Source organism: Anaerofustis sp. NSJ-163 (assembly GCF_024135845.1).
Lineage (GTDB): Bacteria > Bacillota > Clostridia > Eubacteriales > Anaerofustaceae > Anaerofustis > Anaerofustis butyriciformans.
Genome location: NZ_JAMYJV010000005.1, coordinates 125,573 through 149,332, shown reverse-complemented (window position 1 = coordinate 149,332; position 23,760 = coordinate 125,573). Strand labels below are relative to the sequence as shown.

Below are 23,760 nucleotides of genomic sequence, written 5' to 3'. Positions count from 1 at the left end.
AAGGAGAAAATAATGTATTTTATTAATTTACAAAAATTTGCCGAAGAGGGCGAAAGTGTAGAACAAAACCAAAATGAAATCACAAAAGAAGAAAAAAACGAGGAGGTAAAAGAAAGTAAGGCAAAATATACCGATGAAGATTTAGACAGGATTATAAACAAGAAATTTGAAAAATGGCAGAGGGGAAAAGACAAGGAGGTTGACGAAGCAAAGAAGCTTGCACAGATGAACGAAAGAGAAAAAGCCGAATATGAAAGGGATAAACTAAAAAAAGAACTTGAAGAATATAAAAACAAGGAAAAGTTATCTCAAATGAAAAAAACAGCAAGAGAAATCCTTGAGAAAAAGAGCATAAACATATCTGATAATCTTCTTAGTATGTTTGTTTCAACCGATGCCGAAGGAACAAAAAAAGCCGTGGAAGATTTTTCAAAAATGTTTACTTCTACGGTTGAAGAAGAAGTGACAAAAAGACTAAAAGGAAATACTCCAAAAGCAGGAAGTGTTCCCGGAATAACAAAAGAGGACATTTTTAAGATTAAAGACAGAAATTTAAGACAGAAAAAAATTAGAGAAAATATAAATTTATTTGAAAAGGAGAGATAAAAATATGAATAAAATTGATTTACAAAAATATGCAGCAGAAACTAATACGACTTTAACAACTGATTTAGAACCGGCTATTTCTATTGATTTTACATCGAGAATAGTATCTAACATTAAGGAATTACAGGAGATTTTAGGTGTAAGCGAACTTACTCCAATGAGTGCCGGAACGGATATTAAAATCTATAAAATGACAAAAACAAATACACCTTCACAGGTTGGAGAAGGGGAAGACATCCCACTTACTAAAATCGAAAGAAAGCTTGCAAATACAATTTCTTTAACACTTAACAAATATAGAAAAAATACTACTGCGGAAGCCATTCAAAAGGTCGGCAGAGATATGGCCATAAACAAAACAGATGAAAAAATGATATTTGAAATTCAAAAGGATATTAAAAAGTCCTTTTACGATATTTTAAAAACAGGAAGTGGAACTGCAAGTGGTACAAATTTACAAACAGCCCTTGCAGCTTTATGGGCAAAACTTCAAGAATACTATGAAGATATGGATATTGACCCTATTTATTTTGTAAACCCGACAGATGTTTCAGATTATTTGGGAACTTCTCAAATTACTATGCAAAACGCATTCGGCTTTACTTATATTGAAAACTTCTTAGGACTTGGTATTGCTATGATTACACCTAAAGCAGAAAAATTAAAACCTATTGCAACAGCTAAACAAAACTTAAACGGTGCATATGTTCCAATGTCGGGAGATCTTGGACAGACTTTCAATTTAACATCAGATGAAACAGGACTTGTGGGAATGACTCATCAAAACGTATTAAAAAATGCGTCAGTTGATACTCTGTTACTTTCTAGTGTTAAGTTCTATCCTGAATTTATTGATGGTGTATTTAAGGCAACTATTACACCAGATGAATTGTCAGCATAATAGATAGTTATGGATGATATTTTAAATAGAGTAAAACTAAGGATTAATAATGTTACCCTTAGTGATGAAGTAATGAGTGAATATGTTAAGACTGTTTACGACAGGCTTTGTTTAAGGTTAAAAGAAGAAATTCTGCCTGATATTTTTTATTCTATCTGCGTGGATGCAGTAGTTAAAATGTATAACCGTATTTATTATGAAGGAATAAGTTCTGAAAGCGGGGGAAATATTTCCACTTCTTTTGTTGAAGATATATTAAACGAATATAACATAGAAATAGAAAGTTATTTAAGTTTAAAGAAAAATAACAATGAAGACGGAACTAGAAAGGTAATAAGATTTTTATGAAATGGGAAGAAATAGAAGTCTTGGAGAAAGTAAAAAATGGAGAAGATAAGCTTTTAAATCCTACCTATGAACTTAATATAAAAGGTAAAACAAAAGGAAGATTATCAAACTGGACATTAGAAGAAACTAATACCTACGGATATGATTACACTAAAAAGACTTTAAAAGCCTTAATAATTCCAAGCATAAGCATAAATTTAGATAATTTAATAAGATTTGATAATAAGGAACATGAAATCTTGTATATCTTAAACGCTTCCCCTCGCTTTAATATTCTTCATTTAAAAAGGTTGAAAGATGATACATATTAAATTTGAAGGAATAGAAGAGCTTGAAAGAGAGCTTAAAAGGTTAAATGAAGTTAAGTTTGAAGGAATTGTAACAAAGAATCTTACCCAGATGTTTAACAGGGCAAAAAGCCTTACTCCCGTAAAAAGCAGTCAATTAAAACAGTCTATATCAAAAGGTAAGGAAGAAATAGGATATACGAAAGATTATGCGCTTCAGTAAATGTGACGCATGTAAAATCGGGCAAAAACGGTGGACACTAAACTTATAATGTATAAAGAGAGAAGATTTATAAGCATGTCAACACCGTGGTAAATCAGTAGATTGCGAAAGGCTATTGATCACCGTAGAGCGTACCGAATGAATAAATATAATTTCGGCAAGAGTGCCCGAAACAATGGAAGAATCTTATACAGATTCTTTTTTTGTTATGATGTACGCCGAACCGAGAATGAATTGACATTCTGTAATGCGAGGAAACTCCCGGAAATAAAGGATAAAAAGCCTTTATGATAACACAAGCACATGTTGAATACGGACACAGAGTAGTAATACACGGTAAACAGGTTGGATATGTGAACGGGCAATATTTCTTAAAAAAGAACGTAGATATTCAAAGGGATATTTATAAAAAGGATTTGATAAAAGGTTTAGGAAAATAAAATGTTAAAACAATTAAACTATACGGATTTAATATCTGCTATTCAAAAGAGAATAGAAGAAAATACAGGGATAAGGTGTTATGATATGGTCCCCATAAATGCACCGAGTCCCTTTTATTATGTTGAAATAACAGGAAAGAGAAAAAGCGACACAAAGACTATGTTTTGCGAAACTTATAACGTGATGATTCATGCACTTAGTAAGGCTTCATCTTCAAGTGTCGGTATATTTGATTTAATAAACAAACTTGAAGAGGCAATGACGGAAGATATAGTCTTACCTGAAGGGTTTAACCTTATTATGCAGACACAAATTGCAATGAATAATTTAATAACAGAAGAAACAAAAGAAAAACACGCAATATTTCAGTATGATTTTAAAATTTCATACGGATTTAAGTGCAAATAATTAGGAGGTAGTATGAAAAAAATAAATTTACAAAAATATGCTTTAGAGTTTGACGGTGGAGAATATTGTAACTTTTCCGCTGCAGCATCAAGAGCGATTGCAGGTAAAGACATTTTACTTGCAGTTTTTAATTTAGATGGTTCAAAGTTACTGGCAATCAGCGGACAACAAAGTTTAACATTAAACAGAACAAAAGACAGCATTGAAATAACTTCAAAGGATACCGTGGGAGGTTGGAAGTCAAAGATTGCAGGAATGAAAGAGTGGAGTATTGATAATGACGGGATTTATATTGCAGATGATGAAAGCCATAAAATCCTATCAAAAGCTTTTGAAGACGATACACCCCTTTGTATTAAAATTGTTAATTTAAAAACACAAAAAGGTTTATTCGGCGGACTTGCAACCCTTACGGATTATTCACTGGAAGCCCCATATGATGATTCAATGACTTATTCCATTTCACTGGAGGGTATGGGAGCTTTGGTTGATTTAAGTGAAAATCCACCTGTTCCCGACACCATGCCGAGTGGCGAAAACACTCTTGAAGGTTTAACGGTGGTATCCGTTGCGGGAACAAGCGGTAAAACAAAAATATACGTTAATCCAATAAAAGAGGGTAGCAATGCTTATAAATATCAATTAGGTCAAAGCGTTACTTTACCAAAGTATGATGATGATATGTCCTCTTTTACGGACTGGAACGGAGAAGATGAGATAACGGCAGTAAATGGAAATAAGATATTAATTGTAGAATGTGAAAATAATAAAGCAAGAAAGGTTGGAACTGCCACTGTGACGGCAGGAGAATAATTATATGTTAGAGATAAACGGAAAAACTTACGAACTTAAATATACTGTTGGAAGAATAAGAATGATAGAGGATACTCTTGGAATTTCTTTAATGGCAACAATGGTTAATGCAAATGGAATGCTTAGCACTTCACAGCTTTGTAATTTTATCGCTTTTGGACTGAAAGAGAATGGAAAAGACTATGTTGATTTTAACGAAGGCATAAAGATTGCCGATGAACTTTTAGAGAAAAAGGGGTATGCCAATATTACTACAACAGTAATTGAAGCAATTCAGAGAGACTGTCCTTTTTTCTTCCAAGCCGATTAGTCGATTTTGAATATCTTGTAAATGACGAAGAAGATAAAGAGTATGAAAAAGAAGCAAAGCCTTATCAAAGAGATATAGACTTTGCTTTTTTTGCTGTCAATTTAGGTTATTCAAAGGAGGAATACGAAAGCCTTACATATAAAGAAATTGCCTTTATAAAAAAAGAATGGGAAAACAAAGTTATTACAGATAACTTACTATTATATAAGGCTGTGCTTACTGCTTTTTACAATGTAAACAGACCAAAAGGGAAAAATCCGCTAAAACTTTGGAAAAAGAAACCTAAAAAAGTAAAAAAAGAAGAATATCAAAACAATATAAAAATTATAGAAGATATGGAAAAAAGAGATGGTAAAAGCTGGGTTTACAAGATATATAAGGCTAACGGTTTTGATAAAAGAATGAAAAAGAAAGGAGGATAATATGGCTGATTATACACTTAGTGCAAAGATTACTGCAGATGATACGGATTTTCAAAAGAAAATGAGTTCTGTTCAAGGAAAACTTGAAAGCGTATCAAAGAAGTTTTCAAGTGTGGGTTCCGGACTTGAAAAAGTAGGAGATAAGCTTGCAAACTCTATTACAAAACCTGCAACGATAGCAACAAGTGCTTTATCCGGTATTACTCTTGTAAAAGGTTTTGACAGGCTTGTTGGGATTGATAATGCTAAGGCAAAGTTAAAAGGGTTAGGTCATGATGCTAAAACAGTTGAAGAGATTATGAACTCTGCTACCATATCGGTAAAAGGAACTGCATTTGGACTTGATGAAGCTGCAACTACTGCAGCAAATGCTGTGGCAGCAGGTATAAAACCGGGTAAAGAACTTACCAAATATTTAAGTATGACTGCAGATGCAGCTGCTATTGCAGGTGTTTCAATGGCTGAAATGGGCTCTATTTTAAATAAGGTACAGACAGGACAGACAGTTTATACTGAAGATTTAGAACAACTTGCAGATAGAGGGTTACCTGTATATCAATGGCTTGCAGATGAGGCAGGAATTGCTGCATCAGAAGTAAAACAGCTGGCAAGTGAAGGTGGAATATCTTCTGAAATGCTATATTCTGCTATTGAAAAAAATATAGGTGGAGCAGCAAAGATAATGGGAGAGGCTTCTTTTTCTGCTTCTCTTGCAAATATAGGAGCATCTCTTTCCAGAATAGGTGCAAACTTTTTAGATGCAGGTGGCAAAGGTGGAGGTTTTTTTTCTCAGTTAAAACCACTAATGAGTGAGTTTACTTCTTATCTTTCTACATTGGAAGTTAAGGCAAGCGAACTTGGTGTAAAATTTGGAGAAAGCTTTTCAAATGCAGTAAATAAAGTAAAGGGTATAATAACATGGTTTAATGCTTTAACTCCTGCAATGCAGTCTATTGTAGGAAAAGCTGCAGCTTTTGGGACTGTCTTTATAGTATCTATTGGTCCCATTCTATCAATATTAGGGAAAGTATTTTCTTTTATTGGTTCTGCTACTGGTGTATTTGGTGTTTTAAGTGCAAAAATAGCTGAAATCGGAGGTCGTAGTGCGGTTTTAAAAGCTGTATTCACCGCCATAACGGGACCTGTGGCAATAGCTATTGCAGCAATAACGGCTATTATCGGTGTTATTACGTATTTAATGAATACAAACGAAAGCTTTAGAGCTAGTGTGATGAGTGTTATAAATTCCGTTATGACTTCCGTTCAGTCTGTTTTATCTGCTTTAATGCCGATACTTTCAAATATTGCAAATACTATAGGCTCTGTTATAGGCTCGACTCTTCAAAAACTTGCTCCTGTTATATCAAATATAATAAGCATGATTGGTGGATTTATTACAAGTGCGGCACCTATTATTACAAACTTTTTAAATACCATTGCTCCTAAAATTCAAACTATTATAAGTGCCATAGCAAAAGTCGCTATGACTGTGACAAGTGCACTTATGCCTATTATTCAAACAATAATAAGTATTATAGGTTCAACTGTTATTCCTATTATTTTAAAAATTTTAACGATTGCTACATCGGTTATAGGGGGAATAATAAGTGTTGTAACTCCTATAATTTCCTTTATTGCAACGGTTATAGCAAGCATAATAACGGTTGTTTCATCTGTTATATCGGCTGTAAGCACTATATTTAATACGGTAAAAAGCATTATTACAACCGTATGGAACGGTATAAAAACTGTAATAGGCGGAGCTATTAATCTTATTATAAGCGTAATTAAAAAAGTTATATCTCCTGTTACAAGCACGTTTAATAAAGTAAAAACCATAATTACAAATGTGTTTAATAAAATAAAAACTTCATGGAAAGGGTTAACAGGAGTTGTAAGCGGGGTGTTTAATTCAATTTCTGGAGCAGTATCCAATGTTGTTGGAAAAATAAAAGGAGTTATAAATAATGTTATAGGAAAGGTAAATACAGCCATAGGAGTTATTAATGATATAGGAAGTATTGTAGGAATAAGCATAAGTACTATCCCTTATTTGAAACGAGGAACTGATAACTGGCAGGGTGGCTTTGCTTATATGAATGAAGCAGGAAGAGGAGAGCTTACTTATCTTCCAAACGGTTCTCAGGTAATCCCCCACGACTTAAGCGTTAAATATGCCAAAGAATCTGCAAGGCTTAATAATAACACTTCTTCTTTTGATGTTTATGCTTTAGGGGAATATATAGTAAGTGCAGTATCAAATCAAGGAAGTCAGATTGCAAACTCTCTTGAAAGAGGAGTAGGTAATATAAGAATGGTAACAGATAACAGAGAAGTGGCAAGAATGGTTTCTAATCTTGGATTTAGGAGGGGATAGGATGAATTTTTATTATGTAAATTCCAATAATGAAAAGATAGATTTTTCAGATTATCCTTATGTTTTTCAGGAGGGAGACCTGCTTGATTATTCTTGGAATTATGAAACACAGGAAAATACCGATTCAAATAAGATAACTTCTTTTAAAAAAGGTATAACGCAAAAAAGCATAAAAATTGCCGTTATTCCTCCCTTTGATATGACAAAAGAGGAAAGAGAAGAAAAAATAAAAGAATACTTTAACCATATATTTGAAGTGTTTGAGTATGACATTATAAATGACAGTGACGGTAAGTTATACACTGATACGGGATATTATCTGCCTTGTAGGATATTTCAATCAACAAAATCCGACTGGAACATGGGGCTACCTTTTATGTTTAATGACTTTAAGGTGGTAAGTGCAAATCCATACTGGATAAAAGAACAGCAAAGAGATTTTACAGGGGGAGGAACTTCAAGTGTTAAGGGGCTAAACTATCCTTATAATTACCCATACAATTACACTCCTGTAAAAAGAGGAATAAGTTATTGGCAGACAGATAACTTTTCATATAGTGATTTCGAGCTTATTATATACGGTCCTTGTGTCAATCCGAGAATACTTATAAATAATTATCCTTATGAAGTGTTTGATACCCTTGAAAATTATGAATATTTAATAATAAAAAGCGTAAATGAAGAAAAAAGCGTAATAAAATACAGAAACAACGGAACAACACTTAATATCTTTGATTTAAGGGAAAAAGAAAACAGCGTTTTTAATAAAATACCTCCCGGAAGACTTACTTTTAACTGGAGAGGAGATTTTAAGTTTACTCTAAAATTATATGAAAAAAGGAGCGAGCCGAAGTGGTAATAATAGCAGATAACAATGGAAGGGAAATAAAATATCTTAAGTATTCAAAATTTGATTTTGACCTTGGGGATACGATGGATTTTACCATTACCATTTCTCCCATAGATTATGATGAAAATATTAAATACGGTAATATTATTTTTATTCCAAACAGTGAATATGCGGGAATAATCGGAGGTATTGAAACAAATACAAGCGATAATACCGTTATAATAAAGGGTTATTGTCTTAGGGGAATATTAAATAAAAGAATTATAGTTCCACCCAAAAATCAAGCATATAAACAGGTAAGCGGGGAGATTAATTCCATAATAAAATCACTTATTGATGAAGAGGGCATAGGCTCTTTTTTTAGTGTCTCTGAAGTTGATACGGGTATAAACATAAATAATTTTAAGTTTGACCGTTACTGTACTTTACTTAATGGAATTGAAAAGATGCTAAAAAGCGTAAATTACAAATTAAGCATTAAATACATTCAAGGGCAAAAGGGAGAAAAGGGATATGCTCTTCTTTCTTCTACCCCAATTATAGATTATTCTGACACTTTGGAACTTTCACAGGATAATTTGCTGGACTTTATATTTAAAGAAAGTAACAACGGGGTAAACCACCTTATATGTTTAGGTAAGGGAGAACTTACTGACAGGGTAGTAATAGATTTATATGTAGGGAAAAACGGAGAAATAACTGAAAATAAATTCTATAAAGGGCTTGAAGAGATAACACAAGTTTATGAAGATACAAACTCGGAAAGTGATGAACTAAGGGAAAGAGGAATTGAAAAACTTAATGAAATAAAAAACACAAAGACCTTTAGTATGGATATAAATACTTTAAATATAGACATTGAAATCGGGGATATAATCGGCGGAAGAGACTATATAACCGGAAACAGTTTAAAAAGCCCGGTAGTAAACAAGATATATACAGTGGATAACGGAAAAGAAAGCAAAGAATATAAAATTGAAGGAGATGATTAAATGGAATTAATAACAGGCTATCAGTTAGAAGATCATGTTACCTCCCTTCAAGATGCAATGTGGCATAGAGGAATTTGGAAAGATGACTGCATTATTTCTGTTGGAGAGAATTTAAAAGCAGAGATTATAAGTAACAACGAAATAAGAGTAAGAAGCGGAATATTAAATATGCAGGGCAAGTTTTGCTCTATTGATATGAACACCTACGACAGCCTAACAATAAACAACGGAACCGCAGGAGAAAATAGAATAGATTTAATTGTTGCAAGGTATGAAAAAAATAGCGAAACACAGGTTGAAGATGTAAGTTTAAAGGTAATACAAGGTACACCAGTGGCTGATACACCGTCTGTTCCAAGTTATACAGAAGGTAATATTGATAACGGAGATTTAATCGCAGAACTGCCTTTATATGAAGTACATATTGAAGGGATAAATATAACTAAGGTTGAGAAATGTTTGGATATAGTTTATCCATTATCGGAAGTAAGAAGAACTTTATTATTTGGAGGAGCAGTAAAAACGGGTGTTATTACATTAAACGAAAGTATGAATAATTATAGATATTTAGTGTTTAATATAAGTTCTTCTACTTCGGGAGGTCCTTTTGGCTCAGGTATATACCCAATTTTAGAACAAAACCAAATGTCGACACAAAGTGTATTGTGTTACGACTCAGTCCCAAAAGCAACATATAACGCAAACGCAGTTACGATATATACAGGAAGATTTACTAAACAATCAGATACTCAACTTAATACAGATATTCCAATTCATAATAATATTATTAGAACAGAACAATCTATTGGCGGTGGAACAGAATATTACGTTAGAGAAATATGGGGGGTACGTTAAATGAAAATAAGTTTAGATGAAAATAAATATATTATTTCTTTTGCTGTTATCGGAGATGTTGAAAACAGTATTGAAGCTGATTTAAGTATTGAAGATTTTAATAATTTGCCGTGCTTTGTTTATAAATATGAAAATGGACAGTTAGTTTTAGATGAACAAAAGAAAAAACAATGGGAAGATGAACAAAGTAAGCCAGAACCAGAGCCAGAGCCAACAGGGGACTATGTAACTTATGATGAGCTGGCAAATGCTATAAAAGAGGGGGTAAACAGTTATGGAATCTAAGGAATATGTACTAAGTAAAATGAGAGAGGTAGGATTAAATTCAGCAACCTTGTTTCAAGAAAAAGCACCGGAAATGGACGGAACACAAATAATTGACAAAGAATATAGCATACCTGATTTTAACCCCGAATTACATCAATATTTAAACTGGTTAAAGGGACAGTGCGTAAGAGATAATGGACAGGTTTGGCAACTTATACAACCATATGACAGCAATACATACAAAGACCACCCCGAAAATTTAAGGGCACAGTGGAGCTTATGCCACACAAAAGACCCGTTAAAAGCAAAGCCTTATGTTACACCTCTTGGACAAAGCGGTATGTATATGAAAGATGAGTGTTGTATTGCTTCAGACGGAAAAGTTTATAAGTCAAAAATAGACAATAACGTTTGGGAACCGACAGGGTATCCAACAGGTTGGGAGGAGATAACGCTTTAAGGGATTCTCCCTTAACAACCCTTATTTAAGGGGTGTTACCCCTTAAGAACCCCACCATATTTTTGCCAAAGCCCAAAAATATGGGAAAAAGGCTTTCACTCAAACGCCGTGAAGGCTTATAACGCATTCCGAAGCTTTCTAAAAATATTACCCATATTTTTAGAGCTGGAATGCTACCACCGCCCTAAATTATTATTGGAGAGGGTAGTATTTAACCATATTTTCATTCATTTGGGCTTGGGGTAGCTTTTCTGCCAGCAAAACTCGTGTAGAGTTTTACGCAGGTATCGAAAAGCGTTGTAAGGCACTTCGCCGAGAAGTGTCCTTTTTACCTCTTTTTTTGGACAAGCAAAAAAAGAGAGGTTTTTGGTTTAAAAATAAAAAACCTTAGAAAGGCTTACATAAAGCCTTTTTTTAGTGATTTTAATAAAAATTTGAAGGAGTGATTTTATGAGATGACAGAGGGACAAATTACAATAATCATTGCACTTGTTGGTTTGATTTTAACGGTGATTATCAACATAACAAAGTTTGCTGGAGCTGTAAGCAAGATAGAATCTTCTCTGAATCATCTAAATGATGTATTAAAAGAATTGAAAGAGGAATTTAAAGAAAACAGAGAAGAGCTTGCAATGAAGAGAAAAAGACTTTGGGAATATAACGAAAAACAAGATAAGATACTTGATGAACATGAATTAAGAATAATAAAACTTGAAAATAAGGAGGGACATTAGTGTTAAGCATAAAAAATTATCAATCTAATTTAAAATACTATTATGGATTTTATACCGGAAGTGTTGACGGAAAAGTCGGAAGCAAGACAAAATCAGCTGTGAAGAGTTATCAAAAGTTTAAAGGATTGACACAAGACGGAATTTATGGAAGTAAGACAGATTCAGCCTTAATAAAAGACATTAAAAATTTACAAACTTTACTTAATAAACAAGGAAATAAACTTAGTGTTGACGGAATAATTGGAACGGCTACAATTTCAGCTATTAAGTCATTTCAAAGGAAGAAAGGTTTATCTCAGGACGGTATTGCAGGAAGTAATACTATTAAGGCTTTGAAGAATACATCTTCTTCAAGTTCTTCATCTTCAAAAGTGAATTGGGATAAGGTTAAGTATTTCAAAAAATCAGAGTTTAAATGTCAGTGCAGAGGAAAATATTGTAATGGTTACCCCGCAGAGATGAGTTCAAAGCTTATTGATATTTTAGAAAAATTAAGGGCATATTTTGGCAAGCCAATAACAATTACATCAGGGCTTAGATGTAAAAAACATAATGCAGAAGTCGGAGGTGTTAGCAATTCACAACACCAATATGGTAAAGCAGCAGATATTTATATTGCCGGAGTTGATAAGGCTAAAATTAAGGCAAAAGCTTATGAATACGGAGCTAAATATTGTTATTATGGCACTGCTGGAATGGGTGAAGCCGTTCATATAAATGTATAATTTAGGGAGGTAACAGAATGAAAAATATTGATTTAAAAAATGTTTCAAGCGGTACTATTACAAGGACGCTTTTTTTATTTGTAAGTTTGATAAATGGAGCTTGTGGTATATTTGGACTTACTGAGTTAAATATTGATGAAAACACAATTTACACAGTTGTAACTGGAGTAACTACAATTGTTTCGGCTGTTCTTGCATTTTGGAAAAACAACTCTTTTACAAAAGAAGCTATTGAGGCTGATAAGTATAGAGAGAATCTTTTAACAGATGAAAAAATTAAATAATAACAAAAGGGGCTTAAAGCCCCTTATTTTTTGTTTATATTTGACCGCACTTTTGACCGCACTTTTTTATATTTGACCGCATATTTTAAATATTTATATAAATATTATTATCCTTTAAAACCCTTTATTTATGCGTGTTTGCGTGGTTTTTTTATTTCTACGAATTTAAAAATCTGGTGCGAGTGATGGGACTTGAACCCATACGTCCTTGGGACACACGGCCCTCAACCGTGCCTGTCTGCCTATTCCAGCACACTCGCATTATTCTTATACATTATATACAAATCTTTTTTTCTTTTCAAGTTAAATATTATGAATAATTTTTACTTTGATTAATATACTTAAGTGAGATAAATATAAGAGGTGTTATTATGTATAGTAAATATAGCAGAAATTCAAAAACAAATAAGAAAAGAAAAAATTATTATAATTATAATCAAAGTCGATATAACAGCAAAAAGAATACAAAAGTTAAAAAAGACAGGTTTTTAAATATAATGATATTTTTAGTTATTATTGCTATTTCTTATGTTTCAATGGACATGTTTGATGTAAAATTACCGTCTTCTTTAACTTCAAAGATTTCAGAAGTCTTTAACAGTGAATTTTTGTCTTTTGGTGAAACGAAAGATAAAGTTGTTTCTTTTGTAAATAATACGGCAAGTGTTTTTAATGGAGAAAATAGCAGTGTTAATAGCTCATCAAATACTTTAAAATTGGAAATGCCTGTAAACGGAGAAGTTATAACAACTTTTGAAGATACAACTCACCCTGTTTTTAATACAACAGTAAAACCAAGGGGAATTGAAATTCAAACAAGTAAGAGCGAAGAGGTTTTTGCAAGTATAGGGGGAGTAGTTTCAAATATTGTATCTAGTTCTTACGGTGGCAGCAGGGTTGTATTTGATGTTGGAAATGATACTACGGTCGTATATGATGGTGTAAAAAGTACCTTTGTAAAAGTAGGCGATAATGTAAAAACCGGAGATTTGATAGGCTCTATGGGTAGTGAAGAAAGTGGTGACATATTAGGTTTTGAAGTGTGGGTTGATAATACTGCTGTTGATCCTATTTCTTATATGGATATAGATGATAATAAGGAAAACGAAAAATAATTTTTGAAAAAGGAGTATTATGTTTGATAAGTTTAAGCCTTTTTTGAGTAAATTTACACTAACTTCTCTTAGTTTATTTGCTCTTTTAATTATTTATTCTCAAAGTGGATTTGTAAATTTTTTGATTTTTTTGTTTACTATTTTAATTCATGAGGCATCGCATCTTATTTGTGCAAAGGTATTTGATGTTAAGATAAATAACATAAAATTTTTACCTTTTGGTGCAAAAATTTCATATAGTTGTGATGCCTTACGTGCAGATAAAGCACTTTGTCTTTATTTATCCGGTCCGATGTCAAATTTTATTTTTGCAGGTATAATTGTCTTTTCATCTTATTATTTGTATATACCTTCTTATGATTTTTTTATTTTCTATAATATTCTTATAGGTTCTATAAATTTAATTCCTACAATACCTTTGGATGCTTCAAAGTGTCTTTTTACGCTTTTGAATTTAAAATTAAATAAGCTAGATTCATTTAAATATATAAAGCTGATAAGTATAATAATCGATATGGGTATTTTAATGCTTGGAATTTATGTTTTACTTCTTGGACGTAAAAATGTTTTGTTGATTTTTTTATCTGTTTTTCTTTTGAATAATATAAAGAGTGAAAAAGAAAAAAATTATTTTTCATATATAAACGAAAATAAGAATAAAATATTAAATAATGGTTATTTAAAATAATTATCAATACTAAAAAATAAAACATATGTGCTATAATATAAAGTAGTTTGTTTTATTAGGAGAAATAATGAATATAAGGAAGCAAAAAGAACAAGAAGAATTAAAAAGATTAAGTAAATATGCTTTTAAAGTTGTAAATACAAAAGGAAGAAAAAAAGAAATAACACCATGTGAGATAAGGACAGATTTTGAAAGAGATAGAGACAGAATAATTCATTCAAAATCTTTTAGAAGGTTAAAGCATAAAACTCAGGTGTTTATTTCACCTGAAACAGATCATAACAGAACAAGGCTAACTCATACTCTTGAGGTATCTCAAATATCAAGAAGTATTGCAAGAGCTCTTTGTTTAAATGAAGATTTAACCGAAGCAATTGCACTTGGTCATGATTTGGGACATACTCCTTTTGGTCATAGCGGGGAACAGATATTAAATGAGATTTGCCCCTTTGAATTTAAACATAATTTACAAAGTGTAAGAGTAGTTGAAGAAATTGAATCAGAAGGGAAAGGTCTTAATCTTACTTATGAAGTTATTGATGGAATAAAAAATCATTGTCACGGTTTTAAGCCTAGTACATTGGAAGGTGAAATAGTTTTCTTTTCCGATAAAATTGCATATATCAATCATGATATTGATGATGCAATCCGTTTTGGTGTCTTAAAACCTTCAGATATTCCAAAAGAATATACTGATATTTTGGGAGAAACAAACTCCAAAAGAATAAACACAATGATTTTGGATATTATTAACAACAGTTATGATAAAAATAAAATAAAAATGAGCGATGAGATATTTGAAGCAACTATGGGACTTAGAAGTTTCTTGTTTAAAAATGTATATCATTCTAAAAGAGCTATGGAAGAGGGCGATAAAGGTAAAACCATAGTAAAAAGACTTTATGAGTATTTTATGAAGCATCCTGATAAAATGTTAGAAGAATTTTATGTAAGAGTTAATTGTGATAATTTAGACAGAGTTGTTTGCGATTATGTAGCTTGTATGTCTGATATATATGCAATTAATATGTATAAAGAGTTATTTATTCCAAATGCTTATTGGGGAATGTAAGGAGTTTTATGAAAGGATATTTTAAAAAAGATTTTATTAGAAGATTAGTTGATGATGCAGATATTGTAGGTATAATAAATCAGTACGTTCCTCTTACCAGAAGCGGAAACAGATATAAGGCAAGGTGTCCCTTCCATACGGAAAAGACTCCTTCTTTTATAGTTACTCCTGATATGAATAGATATCACTGCTTTGGGTGTGGTGCAAACGGAGATGTACTGGATTTCTTGATGGAAATTAATAAACTTGATTTCTCTTCTGCTGTTGAAATGTTAGCCGATTTGGAAGGGGTAAATGTTCAATATGAAGAAAACGGCAATTATACAAGAAGCAGTGAAAATTTCATAAGCTATAATCAAAAACAGGAACTTTACAATTGTATAAAAGATACTGCAAATTATTTTTATAAAAATTTAATTCATAATAAAGTTACATTAAATTATTTATTAAATAGAGGTCTTAGTAAAGAGACCATAAAAAAATTTGGACTTGGATATTCTTTGAATAGTTTTGACGGGTTATATAATTATTTGGTAAAAGAAAAAAAATATTCTGTTAATGTTCTAATAAAAGCTGGGCTTGTAAGAACTAAAGAAGATGGGGGAGTTTATGATTATTTTAGAGATAGAATAATGTTTCCTATCCAAGATATAAATGGAAAACTTATAGCTTTTGGGGGAAGAATATATAAAGATGTAAAAAATGCTCCCAAATACTTAAATTCACCTGAAACCATTGTATTTAAGAAGAACTCCACATTATATAATTTAAATAATGCAAGAAAAGAACTTCCTCAAAAACCTCTTATTTTGGTAGAGGGGTATATGGATGTTATTTCTCTTGTAAATAATGGAATAAACAATTCTGTAGCCACACTTGGAACAGCGTTTAATATAAATCATGCAAAGTTAATAAATAGATATACAAAAAATGTTGTTGTTATGTACGATTCTGATACGGCAGGATTAAATGCAACAATTAAAGCTTGTGAAATACTTGAAAGTGCAAATATTTATCCTAAGGTTGTAAGACTCCCTGAGGGTGATGATCCTGATAGTTATATTCTAAATAATAGCATAGAGAAGTTTAATAATTTGGTGGAAAATGGAATTGACAGTATTGAATTTAGAATAAAATTATTAGAAAAAAATCATAACTTACTTGATAATTGGGAAAAGGTTGATTTTATTAAAAAAGCATGCGTTATTATAGGTAAAGTTGATGATAATGTAAGAAAAGAATTCTATATAAAATATTTACATCACAAGACAGGGGCCGAAATTTCAACTATTGAAAGTGAAGTAAATACAAATAGTTATATAACACCTAATCATTTAATTGGAAAAAATAAAAATGAAACTGCAAACAAAAAAAACCAAATAATGAAAAAGATTATAAATGCACAAGAAATTATTTTAAGATATATGGTAGAAAATGCTTTAGATATTGATAAAATAAAAGATATTAATATTGATGAAAATGTGTTTGTGGGAGATGATTATAAAAAAATATATGAAAAAATTGTTTTTTGTATAAATAATGCAAAAAAGGTTGACTTTATAGAGTTGTTTGATTATAATGATAAATTGGCTACAACCATGTCAAGAATCGTGTCTTTAGATCAAAATATAACTTGGGATGATGTAATAAAAGCGAGACAAACACTCATAATAAATAATATTAACAGAAAAATTATGAATGTTAAAAATGCAATTAAAGATATTCAGGATTCTGAAGATAAAGAAATGTTAGATGTTTTGATAGCCGAATTTTATAAATTAAAATCTGATCTTTTAAAAGCAAAAAATGGAGGTACTCTAATATAATGAGTCAAGAAAATACAAGTAATGTTACTATTGAAGTAGTGGGTAAAAATTCAAAAAAGAAGACATCTAAAAAAGACGCAGTTAGAAAAGAGGTTAAGAAGTTAAAAACCATTGATGATATAAAAGAATGGGCAAAAAAAGAAAGTGTAGTAAATCAAAGTGAAATGAATCAACATTTTACAGATTTAAATCTAAGCAGTGATGAAATAGACCAAATTTTAGAATTTTTCTTTAAAGAAGGAATTGTTCTTCAAGATGATGATATTGATAAAGATGTTGATGAGCTTTTGGATGATGATTTAAAAGATGATGATATAGATATAAAAAAGACAGATATAAAAGGATATGAGCCTTCTGTACATATAAATGACCCTGTTAGAATGTATCTAAAAGAAATCGGTAAAGTTGATTTATTGCATGCCGAAGAAGAAATGGAACTTGCAAAAAGAATAGAAAATGGCGATGTTGAAGCAAGAAAAAAATTGTGTGAAGCCAATTTAAGACTTGTTGTAAGTATTGCAAAAAGATATGTTAACAGAGGTATGTCTTTCCTTGATTTAATTCAAGAAGGTAATTTGGGGCTTTTAAAAGCTGTTGAAAAATTTGATTACACAAAAGGATTTAAGTTTTCTACATATGCTACATGGTGGATTAGACAAGCTATAACAAGAGCTATTGCAGACCAAGCAAGAACAATTAGAATACCTGTTCATATGGTAGAAACAATTAATAAATTAAAAAGAGTTCAAAGAATGCTTATTCAAGATTTGGGTAGAGATCCAAATGCTGCAGAAATAGCTAAAGAAATGGGACTTCCGGAAGAGAAAGTCAGAGATATTATGAAGATATCACAAGATCCGGTATCTTTAGAAACACCTATAGGTGAAGAAGAAGATTCTCATTTAGGTGATTTTATTCCTGATGATGATGCAGTTGCTCCTGAAGAAGCTGCAAGTTATATGCTTCTTAGATCTCAGCTTTTTGAGGTATTAAAAACTTTAACAGACAGAGAAGCAAAAGTTCTTATTTTAAGATTTGGGTTAGAAGATGGAAGACCAAGGACTCTTGAAGAAGTAGGGGATATATTCTGCGTAACAAGAGAAAGAATAAGACAAATTGAAGCAAAAGCTCTTAGAAAATTAAGACACCCAACCAGAAGTAAAAAATTAAGAGATTTCTTATAAAAAAAAGCCATATTAAATGGCTTTTTTTTTATTGCACTTTAATAATATTTGATTTAATAATTAAAAAATCTTATATATTTAGTGTTATAATTATATAAATTGGAGGTGTACAGTATGTTGTTTGATAGTTATTTGCTAAAAGGTAACCTAATAAAAAATAGAGTTGTTATGCCACCTATGGTTACTTTTTCTTTGGTTAGGGAAGATGGTTTTATAGATGAAAAACATATAAGTTATTATGAAAAAAGAGCAAAGAAAGAAGTAGGCACAATCATTGTTGAAGCAAGCGGCGTTGATGGGAGTCAAAAAGCTTGGAATCAAATAGGTGTTTGGGATGATAAGTTTATAGATGATCTTTCTAAACTTGCAGCAGCCTTAAATTCTAATGGAGCTTTCAGTGTTATACAGCTTCATAATGCAGGACTAAAAGCAAAGTTAAGTGAATGTCCTTATGGTCCCAGTGTAATTGATGGTTTTGGAAGAGAAATGACAAAAGAAGATATTGAAAAATCAATTGATGATTTTAAAAATGCTGCTTTAAGAGCAAAAAAAGCAGGTTTTAAAGCTGTTGAAATTCATGGAGCTCATGGATATTTACTTTGTGAATTTACTTTAAAAAAATATAATAAACGAAATGATGAATATGGTTTTGATAATATAGAAGATAGATATAGATTTCCTTTAGAAGTTGTAAGAGCCGTAAGAGAAGCCGTAGGAGAGGATTATCCTATTTATTACAGACTTGGAGTTAATATGGATGATATAGAAGATGTAAAAAAGGGTGCTAAAATGCTTGAGATGGCAGGGGTAGACGTTCTTGATATTTCTTCCGCCTTTGATGCATCTTCATCTTTAGAGGATAAAGAACATGAATTTAATGAAGTAGTTACAAGTGCAAAAATAATAAAAGAAAATGTAAACATTCCTGTAATAGCCGTTAATAGAATCTCAACACCTGAAAGAGCGGAAAAACTTTTAGAAGAAGAATATTGTGACTTTACAGCGATAGGAAGAGAGTTATTATCTGATTATCAGTGGGCATATAAAGCTAAAAATAATATTCCTATAAATTATTGTTATCATTGTAAACCTAAATGTAAACTTAACGGTGGAGATAATAAATGTCCAAATTTAATAAAAAATAACGAAACTTTATATTAAAAAAAGACGCTTATGCGTCTTTTTTATTCATCTTCATCTTCAATATCAACGTTTATTTCATGAATTATATCTTCTTTTTCTTCTTCTGAAATATCAGCATCTTCACCTAATTTTATAGCAATAATTTGATCAAATAAAGCATTAATTTCTTCACATAATTCATCTGCAACATGATCATACGTGCCTTCTTCTTCATATGCTGCATAAATTAATTTACCTATTTCTCTGTATTTTCTTGAAATTTGATAATCAAGTTTTTCTGCTTTAATTGTTTTTTTAGCTGATTCTGCAAAGTTTTTTGATGCTTCTATTACTTCAGATGAAATTTGTTTTGTTCTTTCTGTTGCTTCTCCAATAAATTCACTGGCTTTGTTAATTAATTCGTCTTTGTTCATTTTGTAACCTCCTGTATTTCCATCATTATAACATATTTTATAAATAAAAAAAATTTTTATTTTTAGTATTTGTATAAATTTTAAAATTAAAAGCAATAATATCAATTGCAAAATAAATTGGGAGATAGATAATGAGACATTCGTATATTAATTTTTTTAATAATAAATCAGAAGAATCGGGCGTAATAAAATCTGATATAGATTTTTCATCGGTTGCCGGACTTGATGAGATTAAAGAAGAATTATTGGAAATAAGTGACTTTTTGGATAAACCTGAAAAATATAAAAATTTTGGTGCAAAAATTCCAAGTGGTGTTTTACTATATGGTCCTCCCGGAACAGGAAAAACCTTAATAGCAAAGGCCTTAGCCGGGCAGTGTAAAGCAACATTTATTTATGCTTCAGGAAGTGAATTTATAGAAAAATTTGTAGGAATTGGTGCAAGCAGGATAAGGGCTTTGTTTGAAAAAGCAAGAAAAAAAGCTCCCGCAATTATTTTTATAGATGAGCTTGATGCAATAGGAGTTAGTAGGAACACTGATAATAATTCTGAAAGAGATCAAACTTTAAATCAGTTTTTAATTGAATTAGACGGATTTAGTGATAACAGCGGTGTTGTGGTTATGGGAGCAACAAACAGAATAGATATGCTTGATAAGGCTTTACTTAGACCGGGAAGGTTTGACAGACATATTTTTGTAGGAAATCCTTCTGCTATTACAAGAAGAGAAATTTTAAAATACCATATTAAAAATAAACCTATTGCAAAGAATTTTAAAATCGACAGTGTTGTTGAAAAGACAAACGGTTTAAGCGGTGCTCATCTTGCTAATATCGTTAACGAATCTGCACTTCTAGCAATTAGAAAAGGAAAGAAGACCATAAATAATGAAGATTTTGATAAGGCAATAATAAAAACAACTGCAGGACTAAAAAATAAAAGTATGGTTTTAAGTAATAAAGAAAAAAGGATAGTTTCTTTTCATGAGGCAGGGCATACCCTTATAAGTTTTTTGTTAAATGGAATTTTACCGGATAAAGTAACAATCGTTCCTTATGGAGTTTCTCTTGGATTTGTTTTGTCTTCTTTTGGAGAGGATAAAATGATATTGACAAAAAATGAGTTGGAAGATAAAATATGTATTTTACTTGCAGGAAGAGCAAGTGAAGAAATAATATTTGGTGAAATAAGCACGGGAGCGCAAAATGATATTTTAAAGGCAAATGAACTTGCTTATTCTATGGTATGTGATTATGGAATGAGTAAATACAAAAATAAAATTTTTCCAGGGGACAAAAATAACTTTTTAAAAGAAGATATAGAACACGAAATAAGCAATATATTAGATAATGCATATGAGAAGGCTATAGGTTTATTAAACGAAAATAGTAATGTTTTAAATTTAATAGCTAAAACTTTATATAAAAAAGAAGATTTGAATGCTTCAGATCTTGAAAAAATCTTTCACATGGCTCTTATATAAAAAAAGACTGTTTAAACAGTCTTTTTATAATACTTTCTTTAAGAATTTTTTTGTTCTGTCGTGTTGAGGATTATTGATAATATCTTTTGCGCTACCTTGTTCAACAATTACACCGTCAGCCATAAATACAACTCTATCAGCAACTTCTCTTGCAAATCCCATTTCATGAGTTACAACGATCATTGTAATATTATGTTTCTTTGCAAGATTTTTCATTACTTCTAATACTTCTCCAACAAGTTCAGGGTCTAATGCTGATGTTGCTTCGTCAAAAAGCATAATTTCCGGTTCCATTGCAAGAGCTCTGGCTATGGCAACCCTTTGTTGTTGTCCTCCTGATAATCTGCTTGGATATTCGTCTGCTTTATCTTTAAGACCTACCATATCAAGTAATTCAAGAGCTTTATCTTTAATAGCATCTTTATCTACTTTTTTTACTACCATTGGTGCTAATGTTACATTTTCAAGGGCAGTTTTATGAGGGAAAAGATTAAATCTTTGAAAAACCATACCAACTTTTGTACGTAGTTTTACAAGTTTGTCTTTGTCTGTTTTTATTAAACTTTTATTATCTTTTCTATCAAATATTAGTTCATCATCTATATATATTTTTCCTGAAGTCATTTTTTCAAGGTGATTTAAACATCTTAAAAATGTACTCTTACCTGAACCGGAAGGTCCTATTATACATACTACTTCACCTTTTTCAACTTCAAGGTTAATATCTTTTAATACACTTAATGTTCCAAAATCTTTTTTTAAATTTTCTACTTTTAAAGTACTCATTATAACCTCCTATAGGTATTTGCTTGATTTCTTTTCAAGATGTCTAAAGAATAAGATACATACTGATGTTAATACCAAATATATACCGCCGGCTACAAAGTAATAACTCCAATCACCACTTGCGGCAAATTGTTTTGATACTCTCATTAAATCAGCCATACCTATTGTAGATACAAGGGAAGTATCTTTTAAAATCATGATAAATTCATTTGCAAAAGGTGGGATGACTCTTGCATATGTTTGTGGAATAATAACTTTAAACATAGCTTGTGAATAGGTCATTCCAAGAGCTTTTGCTGCTTCAAGTTGCCCCTTGTCAATTGACTGAATCCCTGCTCTGAAAATTTCTGCGGTATAAGCTGCTGTATTTAATGTAAGTGATATTATAGCAGCAGTAAAAGGTTCGAAATTTAAAGGTTCTCCTGTTACTTCTTTAAACATTAATGGAATTGCAAAATATACAACCATAATTTGAAGTAGCAAAGGGGTTCCTCTGAATACCCATGTATATAACCATGCTATACCTTTTAAAATTTTATTTTTTCCTATGCTCATAAAAGCTAAGATTAAAGCAAGTATCATTCCAAGAATTATACTTATTATTGTAAGCTCTATTGTTGATATTGTACCTTCAACCAGCTTTTCGATTTGTATACTAGTCATATTAAATCTCCTAAATTTTTATTTATAAAATGAAGAAAACCTATATACAATATAGGTTTTCTTTTTATGCTGACATATTATTCGTCGTAACCTTTTATTGTTGTATCTATATTACTTGTCAAATCTTTACCGAATATATCTTTTGATATATTTGCTAACGTTCCGTCATTTTTAAATTCTTCGATAATTTTGTTTACTTCGTCTATTAATGGTTGATTTGATTTTTTTGCAGCAACAGCAATTGGTTCATTTGTTAATTTATCACATGTTTTTATAAATTTATCAGGACTGTTATGTACATAATATTCACCAACAACCAAATCTGTAACAACACAATCAACGCTTCCGCCTTCAAGAGCAACGAATGCTTCTGTCATTCCATCGAATTGACGCAAATCAAATTCATTTCCTTGAGATAAATAATATTGACATGTATCATCTGAAGTTGTGCTTACTTGAACAGCAACTTTTTTACCATTTAATTCATCCGTTGATTTTATTTGTGCACCATTTTTTGAAGAGATGATAACTTGTTGATTTGCAAGGTATGCATCTGAAAGAGCAAGCTGTTCTTGTCTGTCCTTGTTAATTCCAACTGAAGAAATTACAAGGTCGTATTTGTCTGAATCAAGTCCTGCAAATATTCCATCCCAAGCTACATTTACAAACTCAACTTTTCTTCCCATTTTTTCAGCGATTGCTTTTGCAAATTCAATATCAAATCCTACTGTTTTACCATTATCATCAACATATTCCATTGGAGGGTAAGTATTGTCTATTCCAACAACCAAAGTACCTTCTTTTACAAATTGTGGAGTTGTTGAAACTTCTTCACTTGAACCACATCCTGTAAGTAAACAAATAGTTAATATTGATGTAATGATCAAAGCAGTAATTTTTTTTGCTTTTTTCATTTTTTTCCTCCGTTCCAAATAACAAAAATACTTTATAAATATACTATATATATAGAAAAAATGCAATAGGTTTAATTAATTTTTATAAATAAATATGCATATTTATACTTTTTTATGGTTATAAAAAAGTATAAAAAAATAAAAAAGCCCGTATCAGGCTTTTTTATTT

Annotated in this window: 30 protein-coding genes and 1 tRNA gene; 26 read left to right on the top strand and 5 right to left on the bottom strand. The window is 31.1% G+C overall.

Annotated elements, in window-relative coordinates; translation table 11 throughout:
• The first annotated feature begins 12 nt into the window (after window positions 1-12).
• The 19 genes from M6G78_RS08240 (at window position 13) to M6G78_RS08150 (ending at window position 12,303) form a co-directional block, all read left to right on the top strand.
• Complete coding sequence (locus tag M6G78_RS08240; RefSeq protein WP_253230132.1) at window positions 13-606, top strand: DUF4355 domain-containing protein; 594 nt, start codon at window positions 13-15, stop codon at window positions 604-606.
• Window positions 607-610: 4 nt separating this feature from the next.
• Window positions 611-1,507: a hypothetical protein gene (locus tag M6G78_RS08235; protein ID WP_253230131.1), complete on the top strand. Its 897-nt coding sequence runs from the start codon at window positions 611-613 to the stop codon at window positions 1,505-1,507.
• 9 nt (window positions 1,508-1,516) lie between these two features.
• Window positions 1,517-1,855, top strand: coding sequence for a phage head-tail connector protein (locus M6G78_RS08230; protein ID WP_253230130.1), 339 nt, complete (start codon window positions 1,517-1,519; stop codon window positions 1,853-1,855).
• On the top strand, window positions 1,852-2,166 hold the full coding sequence (locus M6G78_RS08225) for a hypothetical protein (protein WP_253230129.1): 315 nt from the start codon (window positions 1,852-1,854) through the stop codon (window positions 2,164-2,166). Before M6G78_RS08230 ends, M6G78_RS08225 begins: the two co-directional genes overlap by 4 nt.
• The gene (locus M6G78_RS08220; protein ID WP_253230128.1) at window positions 2,153-2,365 is read left to right on the top strand and encodes a hypothetical protein; all 213 of its coding nucleotides are present in this window, start codon (window positions 2,153-2,155) and stop codon (window positions 2,363-2,365) included. The genes M6G78_RS08225 and M6G78_RS08220 overlap by 14 nt, the downstream gene beginning before the upstream one ends.
• A gap of 287 nt (window positions 2,366-2,652) precedes the next feature.
• Window positions 2,653-2,805, top strand: coding sequence for a hypothetical protein (locus M6G78_RS08215; RefSeq protein WP_253230127.1), 153 nt, complete (start codon window positions 2,653-2,655; stop codon window positions 2,803-2,805).
• A gap of 1 nt (window position 2,806) precedes the next feature.
• Window positions 2,807-3,214 carry a DUF5072 family protein gene (locus tag M6G78_RS08210; protein ID WP_253230126.1) on the top strand — a complete coding sequence of 136 codons (408 nt, stop codon included), beginning with the start codon at window positions 2,807-2,809 and terminating at the stop codon, window positions 3,212-3,214.
• A gap of 12 nt (window positions 3,215-3,226) precedes the next feature.
• On the top strand, window positions 3,227-4,027 hold the full coding sequence (locus tag M6G78_RS08205; protein ID WP_253230125.1) for a phage major tail protein, TP901-1 family: 801 nt from the start codon (window positions 3,227-3,229) through the stop codon (window positions 4,025-4,027).
• Between the two features lie 4 nt (window positions 4,028-4,031).
• Entirely contained in the window at window positions 4,032-4,337 is a 306-nt protein-coding gene (locus tag M6G78_RS08200) for a tail assembly chaperone (protein ID WP_253230124.1), read from the top strand.
• 212 nt (window positions 4,338-4,549) lie between these two features.
• Window positions 4,550-4,759 (top strand): hypothetical protein, encoded by a 210-nt coding sequence (locus M6G78_RS08195; protein WP_253230123.1) that lies wholly within the window; start codon window positions 4,550-4,552, stop codon window positions 4,757-4,759.
• 1 nt (window position 4,760) lies between these two features.
• Complete coding sequence (locus M6G78_RS08190; protein WP_253230122.1) at window positions 4,761-7,136, top strand: tape measure protein; 2,376 nt, start codon at window positions 4,761-4,763, stop codon at window positions 7,134-7,136.
• Between the two features lies 1 nt (window position 7,137).
• On the top strand, window positions 7,138-7,995 hold the full coding sequence (locus M6G78_RS08185; protein WP_253230121.1) for a hypothetical protein: 858 nt from the start codon (window positions 7,138-7,140) through the stop codon (window positions 7,993-7,995).
• Window positions 7,989-8,978, top strand: coding sequence for a siphovirus ReqiPepy6 Gp37-like family protein (locus M6G78_RS08180; protein ID WP_253230120.1), 990 nt, complete (start codon window positions 7,989-7,991; stop codon window positions 8,976-8,978). The genes M6G78_RS08185 and M6G78_RS08180 overlap by 7 nt, the downstream gene beginning before the upstream one ends.
• Window positions 8,979-9,833, top strand: coding sequence for a hypothetical protein (locus M6G78_RS08175; RefSeq protein WP_253230119.1), 855 nt, complete (start codon window positions 8,979-8,981; stop codon window positions 9,831-9,833).
• Entirely contained in the window at window positions 9,834-10,118 is a 285-nt protein-coding gene (locus M6G78_RS08170; protein WP_253230118.1) for a DUF2977 domain-containing protein, read from the top strand. It begins immediately after the preceding gene.
• Entirely contained in the window at window positions 10,108-10,560 is a 453-nt protein-coding gene (locus tag M6G78_RS08165; protein ID WP_253230117.1) for a hypothetical protein, read from the top strand. Before M6G78_RS08170 ends, M6G78_RS08165 begins: the two co-directional genes overlap by 11 nt.
• Before the next feature lie 455 nt (window positions 10,561-11,015).
• On the top strand, window positions 11,016-11,294 hold the full coding sequence (locus M6G78_RS08160; protein WP_138268325.1) for a hypothetical protein: 279 nt from the start codon (window positions 11,016-11,018) through the stop codon (window positions 11,292-11,294).
• Complete coding sequence (locus tag M6G78_RS08155; protein ID WP_253230116.1) at window positions 11,294-12,019, top strand: peptidoglycan-binding protein; 726 nt, start codon at window positions 11,294-11,296, stop codon at window positions 12,017-12,019. Before M6G78_RS08160 ends, M6G78_RS08155 begins: the two co-directional genes overlap by 1 nt.
• 17 nt (window positions 12,020-12,036) lie before the next feature.
• Window positions 12,037-12,303 (top strand): phage holin, encoded by a 267-nt coding sequence (locus M6G78_RS08150; RefSeq protein ID WP_138268323.1) that lies wholly within the window; start codon window positions 12,037-12,039, stop codon window positions 12,301-12,303.
• Between the two features lie 174 nt (window positions 12,304-12,477).
• Here M6G78_RS08150 and M6G78_RS08145 read toward each other — a convergent pair.
• Window positions 12,478-12,563 (bottom strand) — tRNA-Leu (locus M6G78_RS08145).
• Window positions 12,564-12,674: 111 nt separating this feature from the next.
• On the opposite strand from M6G78_RS08145, the gene M6G78_RS08140 reads away from it, so the two are divergent.
• The 6 genes from M6G78_RS08140 (at window position 12,675) to M6G78_RS08115 (ending at window position 19,349) form a co-directional block, all read left to right on the top strand.
• Window positions 12,675-13,418, top strand: coding sequence for a murein hydrolase activator EnvC (locus M6G78_RS08140; protein WP_253230115.1), 744 nt, complete (start codon window positions 12,675-12,677; stop codon window positions 13,416-13,418).
• 19 nt (window positions 13,419-13,437) lie between these two features.
• Complete coding sequence (locus M6G78_RS08135) at window positions 13,438-14,106, top strand: site-2 protease family protein (RefSeq protein WP_253230114.1); 669 nt, start codon at window positions 13,438-13,440, stop codon at window positions 14,104-14,106.
• Between the two features lie 67 nt (window positions 14,107-14,173).
• Window positions 14,174-15,178, top strand: a complete 1,005-nt coding sequence (locus tag M6G78_RS08130) for a deoxyguanosinetriphosphate triphosphohydrolase (protein WP_253230113.1) — start codon at window positions 14,174-14,176, stop codon at window positions 15,176-15,178.
• Window positions 15,179-15,186: 8 nt separating this feature from the next.
• Entirely contained in the window at window positions 15,187-17,004 is a 1,818-nt protein-coding gene (gene dnaG, locus M6G78_RS08125) for a DNA primase (RefSeq protein ID WP_253230112.1), read from the top strand.
• Window positions 17,004-18,188: an RNA polymerase sigma factor RpoD gene (rpoD, locus tag M6G78_RS08120; protein ID WP_253230111.1), complete on the top strand. Its 1,185-nt coding sequence runs from the start codon at window positions 17,004-17,006 to the stop codon at window positions 18,186-18,188. Before dnaG ends, rpoD begins: the two co-directional genes overlap by 1 nt.
• Before the next feature lie 114 nt (window positions 18,189-18,302).
• Entirely contained in the window at window positions 18,303-19,349 is a 1,047-nt protein-coding gene (locus M6G78_RS08115) for an NADH:flavin oxidoreductase (RefSeq protein ID WP_138268317.1), read from the top strand.
• Between the two features lie 23 nt (window positions 19,350-19,372).
• Here M6G78_RS08115 and M6G78_RS08110 read toward each other — a convergent pair whose 3' ends face one another.
• On the bottom strand, window positions 19,373-19,744 hold the full coding sequence (locus M6G78_RS08110; protein WP_253230110.1) for a hypothetical protein: 372 nt from the start codon (window positions 19,742-19,744) through the stop codon (window positions 19,373-19,375).
• A 131-nt stretch (window positions 19,745-19,875) separates the two neighbouring features.
• Between M6G78_RS08110 and M6G78_RS08105 the strand changes: the two genes are divergently transcribed.
• The gene (locus tag M6G78_RS08105) at window positions 19,876-21,228 is read left to right on the top strand and encodes an ATP-dependent metallopeptidase FtsH/Yme1/Tma family protein (protein ID WP_253230109.1); all 1,353 of its coding nucleotides are present in this window, start codon (window positions 19,876-19,878) and stop codon (window positions 21,226-21,228) included.
• A gap of 24 nt (window positions 21,229-21,252) precedes the next feature.
• Here M6G78_RS08105 and ehuA read toward each other — a convergent pair whose 3' ends face one another.
• From ehuA to M6G78_RS08090, 3 genes are all read right to left on the bottom strand, one after another.
• Window positions 21,253-22,014, bottom strand: coding sequence for an ectoine/hydroxyectoine ABC transporter ATP-binding protein EhuA (ehuA, locus tag M6G78_RS08100; RefSeq protein WP_138268314.1), 762 nt, complete (start codon window positions 22,012-22,014; stop codon window positions 21,253-21,255).
• A 9-nt stretch (window positions 22,015-22,023) separates the two neighbouring features.
• Window positions 22,024-22,677: an amino acid ABC transporter permease gene (locus M6G78_RS08095; protein WP_253230108.1), complete on the bottom strand. Its 654-nt coding sequence runs from the start codon at window positions 22,675-22,677 to the stop codon at window positions 22,024-22,026.
• Between the two features lie 77 nt (window positions 22,678-22,754).
• Window positions 22,755-23,591, bottom strand: coding sequence for an ABC transporter substrate-binding protein (locus M6G78_RS08090; protein WP_138268312.1), 837 nt, complete (start codon window positions 23,589-23,591; stop codon window positions 22,755-22,757).
• Between the last annotated feature and the right edge of the window lie 169 nt (window positions 23,592-23,760).

What these genes read in the sequence shown, in the direction of transcription:
- M6G78_RS08205 (WP_253230125.1), top strand. Translation starts at nt 3,227, where the DNA reads ATGAAAAAAATAAATTTACAAAAATATGCTTTAGAGTTTGACGGTGGA.
- M6G78_RS08240 (WP_253230132.1), top strand. Translation starts at nt 13, where the DNA reads ATGTATTTTATTAATTTACAAAAATTTGCCGAAGAGGGCGAAAGTGTA.
- M6G78_RS08185 (WP_253230121.1), top strand. Translation starts at nt 7,138, where the DNA reads ATGAATTTTTATTATGTAAATTCCAATAATGAAAAGATAGATTTTTCA.
- M6G78_RS08220 (WP_253230128.1), top strand. Translation starts at nt 2,153, where the DNA reads ATGATACATATTAAATTTGAAGGAATAGAAGAGCTTGAAAGAGAGCTT.
- M6G78_RS08165 (WP_253230117.1), top strand. Translation starts at nt 10,108, where the DNA reads ATGGAATCTAAGGAATATGTACTAAGTAAAATGAGAGAGGTAGGATTA.
- M6G78_RS08200 (WP_253230124.1), top strand. Translation starts at nt 4,032, where the DNA reads ATGTTAGAGATAAACGGAAAAACTTACGAACTTAAATATACTGTTGGA.
- ehuA (WP_138268314.1), bottom strand. Translation starts at nt 22,014, where the DNA reads ATGAGTACTTTAAAAGTAGAAAATTTAAAAAAAGATTTTGGAACATTA.
- rpoD (WP_253230111.1), top strand. Translation starts at nt 17,004, where the DNA reads ATGAGTCAAGAAAATACAAGTAATGTTACTATTGAAGTAGTGGGTAAA.
- M6G78_RS08130 (WP_253230113.1), top strand. Translation starts at nt 14,174, where the DNA reads ATGAATATAAGGAAGCAAAAAGAACAAGAAGAATTAAAAAGATTAAGT.
- M6G78_RS08090 (WP_138268312.1), bottom strand. Translation starts at nt 23,591, where the DNA reads ATGAAAAAAGCAAAAAAAATTACTGCTTTGATCATTACATCAATATTA.
- M6G78_RS08210 (WP_253230126.1), top strand. Translation starts at nt 2,807, where the DNA reads ATGTTAAAACAATTAAACTATACGGATTTAATATCTGCTATTCAAAAG.
- M6G78_RS08215 (WP_253230127.1), top strand. Translation starts at nt 2,653, where the DNA reads ATGATAACACAAGCACATGTTGAATACGGACACAGAGTAGTAATACAC.
- M6G78_RS08235 (WP_253230131.1), top strand. Translation starts at nt 611, where the DNA reads ATGAATAAAATTGATTTACAAAAATATGCAGCAGAAACTAATACGACT.
- M6G78_RS08225 (WP_253230129.1), top strand. Translation starts at nt 1,852, where the DNA reads ATGAAATGGGAAGAAATAGAAGTCTTGGAGAAAGTAAAAAATGGAGAA.
- M6G78_RS08115 (WP_138268317.1), top strand. Translation starts at nt 18,303, where the DNA reads ATGTTGTTTGATAGTTATTTGCTAAAAGGTAACCTAATAAAAAATAGA.
- M6G78_RS08160 (WP_138268325.1), top strand. Translation starts at nt 11,016, where the DNA reads ATGACAGAGGGACAAATTACAATAATCATTGCACTTGTTGGTTTGATT.
- M6G78_RS08105 (WP_253230109.1), top strand. Translation starts at nt 19,876, where the DNA reads ATGAGACATTCGTATATTAATTTTTTTAATAATAAATCAGAAGAATCG.
- M6G78_RS08170 (WP_253230118.1), top strand. Translation starts at nt 9,834, where the DNA reads ATGAAAATAAGTTTAGATGAAAATAAATATATTATTTCTTTTGCTGTT.
- M6G78_RS08190 (WP_253230122.1), top strand. Translation starts at nt 4,761, where the DNA reads ATGGCTGATTATACACTTAGTGCAAAGATTACTGCAGATGATACGGAT.
- M6G78_RS08140 (WP_253230115.1), top strand. Translation starts at nt 12,675, where the DNA reads ATGTATAGTAAATATAGCAGAAATTCAAAAACAAATAAGAAAAGAAAA.
- M6G78_RS08230 (WP_253230130.1), top strand. Translation starts at nt 1,517, where the DNA reads ATGGATGATATTTTAAATAGAGTAAAACTAAGGATTAATAATGTTACC.
- M6G78_RS08135 (WP_253230114.1), top strand. Translation starts at nt 13,438, where the DNA reads ATGTTTGATAAGTTTAAGCCTTTTTTGAGTAAATTTACACTAACTTCT.
- dnaG (WP_253230112.1), top strand. Translation starts at nt 15,187, where the DNA reads ATGAAAGGATATTTTAAAAAAGATTTTATTAGAAGATTAGTTGATGAT.
- M6G78_RS08150 (WP_138268323.1), top strand. Translation starts at nt 12,037, where the DNA reads ATGAAAAATATTGATTTAAAAAATGTTTCAAGCGGTACTATTACAAGG.
- M6G78_RS08095 (WP_253230108.1), bottom strand. Translation starts at nt 22,677, where the DNA reads ATGACTAGTATACAAATCGAAAAGCTGGTTGAAGGTACAATATCAACA.
- M6G78_RS08110 (WP_253230110.1), bottom strand. Translation starts at nt 19,744, where the DNA reads ATGAACAAAGACGAATTAATTAACAAAGCCAGTGAATTTATTGGAGAA.
- M6G78_RS08175 (WP_253230119.1), top strand. Translation starts at nt 8,979, where the DNA reads ATGGAATTAATAACAGGCTATCAGTTAGAAGATCATGTTACCTCCCTT.